This window comes from Trebonia sp., assembly GCF_030042015.1.
Taxonomy (GTDB): Bacteria; Actinomycetota; Actinomycetes; order Streptosporangiales; family Streptosporangiaceae; genus Trebonia.
In genome coordinates this window covers 1-6,469 of the sequence record NZ_JASIAL010000131.1, presented here as the reverse complement: position 1 = coordinate 6,469, position 6,469 = coordinate 1, and the positions used below count along the sequence as shown (strand labels likewise).

Below are 6,469 nucleotides of genomic sequence, written 5' to 3'. Positions count from 1 at the left end.
GAAGATTCTGCCCGGCTTGTGGTGGGGATCCTAGGGACCGTTCTCATGCGCACGCCCGATGAGGCGGGTGATGCGGGCTGCTGGACGGCCAGGGTGGCGGGCCACGTAATTCAGTTGCCTGGGTAATGGATGCCAAGAAGAATCGCGAGCGTGCTGACAGCGCGGGAGGCCGACCGGTTCGTTAGCGACGGGTTCGTCTACGTTCCCGAGGCGTTCCCACGAGCTCTCGCCGACGAGTGCCGGGCGTTCTTGTGGCGGGAAACCGGCCTTGACCCCGATGACCGGGCCACCTGGACGAGGCCCCTCGTCCGGCTCGCCGGCTACGGGGGCGAACTGCTCAACGCCGCGGCGAACACGCCCGCGCTGCACGAGGCGTTCGATCAGCTCGCCGGGGTCGGCCGGTGGCTCCCGCGCGACGGCCTCGGCACGTTCCCGATCCGGTTTCCGCACCCGGACGATCCCGGCGACGCCGTGTGGCACATGGAGGGCAGCTACACGGTCGAGGGCGAACAGGGGTACTGGCTGAACCTGCGGTCTAAGGGCCGGGCCCTGCTGATGCTGTTCCTGTTCTCCGACACCGGCCCCGATGATGCGCCGACCCGGATCAAGGTCGGCTCCCACTTGGACGTGCCGCCGTTCCTCGTAGCGGCGGGTGACCGGGGCATGAGCTTCGGCGCCGCGTGCGCGGCCATGGACGCGGCAGGGAAGCTGGACTCACCGGACCGCGAGCTGGCCCTGGCCACCGGTCACCCCGGGGACGTATACCTGTGCCATCCGTTCCTGATCCATGCCGCGCAGCCGCACCGGGGGCGGGAGCCCAGGTTTATGGCCCAGCCACCCCTCATCCCCGTCGCGCCGCTTGAGCTGCGTCGCGCGGACGGCGCCTACTCCCCGGTGGAACTGGCGGTGCTCCGCGGCCTCGGCTCCCCCGCCTGACGTCCGATCGACGGCCTCAGGACCGTCGATGACATGCCCGCAAGCTCGGGTTTGGCGGGCAGCAGCAGCGTGGTGATGCCAAGGGCCTGGTTCATGACCGCCAGCTGATATTCATCGAGCAAATCGGATCGGTTGCGCACACCCCGGATGATCACCCCGGCGCCATGCTGCCGACAGAACGCGACGGTCAGCCCGGCCCATGCGGCGACCGAGACGTTGTCCCAGTCTGCGGGAAGTCTCCGGCGCAGCTGGATCGCCCGTTCCGATGGGGTGCTGGCCGACTGCTTATCGGCATTGACAGCCACGAGCACGGTGATCCGCGCAAAAGATGCCGTGCCCGCTCGACGATGTCGAGATGCCCGGGCGTGATGGGGTCGAAAGTGCCGGGATAGACCGCGTGCTCCCCCAGCTGGCTCCTGCCGACGGCATTGGGCGTTGCGCCAGATTACCGCGAAGCGCATCAAGCAGCTCGCCATGGGTCCGTGACGGTACCGTAGATGTCGCGACTGGCGTAGCCGGATGTAACCGGCGTGGAGCGAACGAGTGGCATCGACCGCCTGGGTGTCCTTTCGGTGGCAACCGGAGGGACAGGCCGATGCGCTATGGGATGAACCCGCACCAGTCCGCCTCGGTCGTCGCGGGTCACGGCCCGCGGGTGATCAACGGCGAACCGTCGATGATCAACTATCTCGACGCACTGAACGCTCTTGCGCTCGTTCGCGAAGCCGACCGCGCAACGGGCAGGCCTGCGGCCGCGTCGTTCAAGCATGTCTCACCGGCCGGAGCGGCGCTCGCCGGCGCCGTCGATGCGACGGCGGCGCGAAGCTGGCGAGTGGGCCAAGCCGAGGACGAGGCCGTGCTGTCGGCATACGTCCGGGCGCGCGACGCGGATCCGAGGTCGTCGTTCGGAGACGCGGTCGCACTGTCGCGGCCAGTTGACCTGGCCACCGCGGAGTTCTTGCGCGCGGTCATCTGCGACGCGGTCATCGCGCCCGGATTCGAGCCGGGTACGGTCGGGGTCCTCGCGTCCAAGCGCGGCGGCCGGTTCCTCATCCTCGAAGCCGACCCCGGGCGAGTGCCGCCCGCCACTGAACGACGCGACGTCCTCGGCGTCACGATCGAGCAGGATCGGGACGCCGTGCCGGTCGCCACGGTGCTGCCCGGCGACGCCGGGCTGGAGGAGACGACCCGGACCGACGCGCTACTCGGGCTGGCGATCGTGCGGTATACCCAGTCGAACTCGGTGGCCCTCGTCCGGGACGGAGCCGCCATCGGGATCGCCGCCGGGCAGCAGAACCGCGTTGACTGCGTGCGGCTCGCGGGCGCCAAGGCGCGCACATGGTGGCTGCGCAGGCACCCGTTCACCGAACATCTGCCCGACGCCGAAGGCATGGGCCGGCAGGACCGTCTCAACTGGCAGGTCAGATTCGCCGGCCAGGAGATGACGCCGGCACAGCTGAGAGATTTTGAGTTCCTGTTCGGCACCGAGGCCCGCAGCCGCTACGAAGACGCGGCCTGGCGGGGCGAGTGGGTCGCCACGCTCAGCGGCGTCACGATGACCTCCGACGGTTATCTGCCTTTCCGCGACAACGTCGAGCACGCCGCGGCCGCGGGGGTCAGCACGATCGTGGAACCCGGCGGGTCAGCCCGAACGGGCGAAGTCGCCGACAGCGCGGCCGCCCACGGCATCGCCCACGTTCAAACTGGCCTGCGCCTGTTCCATCACTGAGAGCGCAGGCCCTCCGCCCGCCACTCCCCCAGCCGTCCAGGGCCAGCCTGGGCTAGGCGCAGGCCCGTGCCCGGGCGGAAATCCCGGCGACAGGCACGGCGTGAAGCGGCAGGATAGCTGGGCGTGGCTCCCGAATTCGTCCCCGGCCTCCAGCTTGCCCGTGAGTTCTATGCGACTTCGGTCCGACCGCTGCTGCAGGGGCAGTTCCCCCAATTGCCCTACGCGGCCGCGCTGCTCGGCCCGGGATCGGAGGTCCTCTGCTTCGACACCCAGCGCTCCACCGATCATGACTGGGGTCCGCGCCTGCAGGTCTTCCTTGGCGATGGCGACGCCGCCGACCATGCCGCGCCAGTCGCGGCCATGCTGGCAAGCCGCCTGCCGGCGTCGTTTCGCGGCTACCCGGCGGCCTTCGCGGTGACCAGGGAACCCGGCGGCGCCGCCCGGCGCCGGGTGGAGGTCACCGGCCTGGGCGCCTGGCTGACCACGCGGCTCGGGTTCGACCCGCGGCACGCGGTTACCCTGCTGGACTGGCTGGCCACGCCGGCGCAGCGGCTGGCCGAACTCACCGCCGGGGAGGTCTTTCACGACGGGACCGGCGAGCTGAGCAACGCCCGCGCCAGCCTCGCGTGGTATCCGCATGACGTGTGGCTGTACCTGCTGGCCTGTCAGTGGCAGCGCATCGAACAGGAAGAACCCTTTCCCGGCCGGTGCGCCGAGGCGGGTGATGACCTGGGCTCGGTCGTCGTGACCGCCCGGCTGACCCGTGATCTGATGCGGCTCTGCCTGCTGATGCACCGCCGCTACCCGCCGTACGGCAAATGGCTGGGCACCGCCTTCGGGCGGCTGCCAGACACCGCCGGACTCACCCAGTCTCTGCGCGCCGCGATCTCCGCCGACGGCTGGCCTGCCCGCGAGCGGCATCTGCGCGAGGCCTACGAGGCCGTGGCCGCCCTGCACAACCGGCTGGGGGTCACTCCCCCGCTGGACACCCGGACACGGTACTTCCACGACCGGCCCTACCGGGTCATCGGTGCCGCCCGGTTCGCCGCGGCACTGCGGGACGCGATCACCGACCCGCGAATCAGGCGGCTTGCGCGTACCGGGGCGATCGACCAGTTCATCGACAGCACCGACGCCGCTGGCGACCTCTGCTTCCTGCGCGCGTGCGCCGGAGCAGCCAACCGCTAACGCCGCCGTGGCGCCGTTCGGCGTTCCCGCGGAAACGCCTGCCATGCCGGGAATGTCAGACCCGGTCCCTATTATCGAATATATGAGCTATACGCTGACTAGCACCCCCGATACCATGGCGATGCCAATGGAGCGCCTGGAGGCCCGCATCTGCGAGCTGGCCGGGCACCTGGCCGCGGCGACCTGCCAGTTCCTGCTACTGATCGCCGACTTCGACGCCCGCAGAGGCTGGGCCTCATGGGAGATGCCCTCGTGCGCGGCCTGGCTGTCGTGGAAGTGCCAGATCGCCTCCGGTACCGCCCGCGAGCATGTCCGGGTGGCGCGACTGCTTGGCGCCCTCCCGCTGGTCCGCGCGGACTTCGCGGCCGGGCGGCTGTCGTACGCGAAGGTACGCGCGCTGACCCGGATCGCCACCCAGGAGACCGAGCGTGACCTCCTGGACATGGCCCGTCCCATGACAGCGAACCAGCTGGAGCGGTTCGCCCAGGCGCACCGGAGGGTAACGCGCAGTGAGCAGGAGGAGATAATCAGCCGCAGGAAGCTGACCTGGCGGTACGACGATGACAAGGCGATCGGCATCACGCTCTGGCTGCCCCCCGCTGAGGGCGCTGTCGTGCTGCAGGCCATCCGTGCCTGGACCAGCGACGTCGAGCACCCGCACGACCCGGCCGATGGCGGCGGGCCGCGGACCCGGGCGGAGCAGCTAGGCGAGCAGGACGCTAGGGACGGGATCGACTGGCAGGGGCAGAACCCGCCCTGGCAGAAAGACCAGACCGCAGCCGCCGACATGGCCGACGCGATCGTAGCCATCTGCGGTGAGTTCCTCAGCGGCCGGGCCGCCGAAGCCGACAACCCCGACACGTACCAGGTGATCATCCATGCTGGCACCGGCGCGATCACCGGCAGCGGGGATGACGGCGGGGATGACGGCGTTTCCGCGGAAACGCAGCCAACGGGGTGCGGGAGCCCTCTCCCCACGTGCCTGGCGACCGGGCAGCCGCACGACCTGACCCCGCTCAGCTTCGGGGTCACGCACCCGGCTTACCCGATGCGCTGTCACGTCGAGGACGGCCTGGCCCTGAGCCCCGCCACCCTTCAGATGATCGCCTGTAACGCCACGATCAGCACGATGCTCCACGACGCCACCGGCACCGTGCTCAACGTCGGCCGCCGGACCCGCAGGCCGCCGACGGCGCTGCGGCGGGCGGCCCGCGAACGCGACGGGTTCCGCTGCCGTTACCCCGGCTGCGAGTCACGCCGCATTGACCTGCACCACATCGTGTTCTGGTCCAATGGCGGCGAGACCAAGCTCACCAACGTCATCTGCCTGTGCAGGCGTCACCATTCCCTCGTCCACGACAAGGGCGTCGTCATCGCCGCCACCGGCGGCGGGTTCGCCTTCTACGAGAAGAACGGCAGGCTGATACCGGCCAGCCCGCCTCTCCCCGAGGGCTCCCCTGGCGCCATCACCACCTGCCACGACGCGGTCATCAGCCCGTCCACCATTATCCCGCCCTTCTCGGGCGAGCGACTGGACCTCCACCTGGCCATCTGGACCTGCTTCACCAACGCCAGGATCCAGGCCGTCCGCGGGGAGCGCGAAACGGCACGCCGCTAGAGGGATTGCACTCGGACCATGAACGAGAGGGGACCGCGAGTGTCCCGACGGCGCGCGATATTCGGTATGGTTTGTGACGGCTTGCAGGAGGCTTCTCACTCAAAGGACGCGGTCATGGCCGAAGACGAGAAGGCACCGCCGGACGTCGACATTCGCACGCCCAACATGGCGCGGATGTACGACTACGCCCTGGGCGGGAAGGACAACTTCGCCTCAGACCGGGAAGCGGTCCAGAACCTGTTCCGGCTCGCCCCGGAGAACGCGTACGTCCCCAGGGCCAACCGGCAGTTCCTCGGCAAGGCGGTGCGCTTCGCCGCGGAGCAGGGCATCGGGCAGTTCGTCGACCTTGGCGCCGGCCTGCCCAGCCAGGGCAGTACACACGAAGTGGCCAGGCTGGTCCGGCCCGACGCACGCGTCGTCTACGTCGATTCGGACCCCGTCGTGCTCGCCCATGCCCGGGCGCTGCTTCCCGGGAGCGACCCTGGCCTCGCGATCATCGGCGAGGACATCCGGGACACCGGCGGGATCCTCGAGCACCCCCAAACGCAGCGGCTGATCGACTTCTCGCAGCCCGCGGCCGTTCTGTTCGTGGCCGTCCTGCACGGGATCCCGGACGCCGACGACCCGGCCGGGATCGTCGGGGAATTCGTGCGGCGGCTGGTGCCTGGCAGCTACGTGATCCTGTCCCATCTCACCCGCGAGGGCCATCCCGCCGATATCGTCGCGAAGAAAGAAGAGGTCTTCGCGAAATCCGCCACGCCGATGAAGTACCGCAGCCGCGACGAGATCCTGCGGTTCTTCGACGGGCTCGACCTGGTCGAGCCAGGGCTGACGACCGTGACGCGGTGGCGGGAACAGTCCCCGGACGCACAGCTCGACGCCGCCGGCTCCTGGACCCTGGCCGGCGTGGGCCGCAAGAGCTAAGATCAAGACTTTTCCGCCGAACGCTCCGGGCATTCTCCTCGCTGAGCGTTGACGCGTAGCGGCGCCCGGCCGGG

At 69.7% G+C, this 6,469-nt stretch carries 6 protein-coding genes and 1 pseudogene; 5 read left to right on the top strand and 2 right to left on the bottom strand.

From position 1 onward, the window contains the following. Positions 1-150 precede the first annotated feature (150 nt). Positions 151-936, top strand: a complete 786-nt coding sequence (locus tag Q1N79_RS06575; RefSeq protein ID WP_300605611.1) for a phytanoyl-CoA dioxygenase — start codon at positions 151-153, stop codon at positions 934-936. On the opposite strand, the gene Q1N79_RS06570 is transcribed toward Q1N79_RS06575, so the two are convergent. Together Q1N79_RS06570 and Q1N79_RS30570 are read right to left on the bottom strand one after the other, a co-directional pair. Beyond that, positions 885-1,241 carry a hypothetical protein gene (locus Q1N79_RS06570; protein ID WP_300605610.1) on the bottom strand — a complete coding sequence of 119 codons (357 nt, stop codon included), beginning with the start codon at positions 1,239-1,241 and terminating at the stop codon, positions 885-887. The genes Q1N79_RS06575 and Q1N79_RS06570 overlap by 52 nt on opposite strands. A gap of 14 nt (positions 1,242-1,255) precedes the next feature. Continuing rightward, positions 1,256-1,345: pseudogene (locus Q1N79_RS30570) on the bottom strand (adenylyltransferase/cytidyltransferase family protein); the annotation flags it as partial. 186 nt (positions 1,346-1,531) lie between these two features. Between Q1N79_RS30570 and Q1N79_RS06565 the strand changes: the two are divergent. The 4 genes from Q1N79_RS06565 to Q1N79_RS06550 all read left to right on the top strand — a co-directional run bounded on the left by Q1N79_RS06565 (position 1,532) and on the right by Q1N79_RS06550 (position 6,395). Beyond that, positions 1,532-2,665 (top strand): hypothetical protein, encoded by a 1,134-nt coding sequence (locus Q1N79_RS06565; protein ID WP_300605608.1) that lies wholly within the window; start codon positions 1,532-1,534, stop codon positions 2,663-2,665. Between the two features lie 123 nt (positions 2,666-2,788). Continuing rightward, positions 2,789-3,853, top strand: a complete 1,065-nt coding sequence (locus tag Q1N79_RS06560; RefSeq protein WP_300605606.1) for a DUF4037 domain-containing protein — start codon at positions 2,789-2,791, stop codon at positions 3,851-3,853. A gap of 82 nt (positions 3,854-3,935) precedes the next feature. After that, positions 3,936-5,471 (top strand): HNH endonuclease signature motif containing protein, encoded by a 1,536-nt coding sequence (locus Q1N79_RS06555; protein WP_300605604.1) that lies wholly within the window; start codon positions 3,936-3,938, stop codon positions 5,469-5,471. Positions 5,472-5,585: 114 nt separating this feature from the next. Then, on the top strand, positions 5,586-6,395 hold the full coding sequence (locus tag Q1N79_RS06550; protein ID WP_300605602.1) for an SAM-dependent methyltransferase: 810 nt from the start codon (positions 5,586-5,588) through the stop codon (positions 6,393-6,395). The last annotated feature ends 74 nt before the right edge of the window (positions 6,396-6,469 follow it).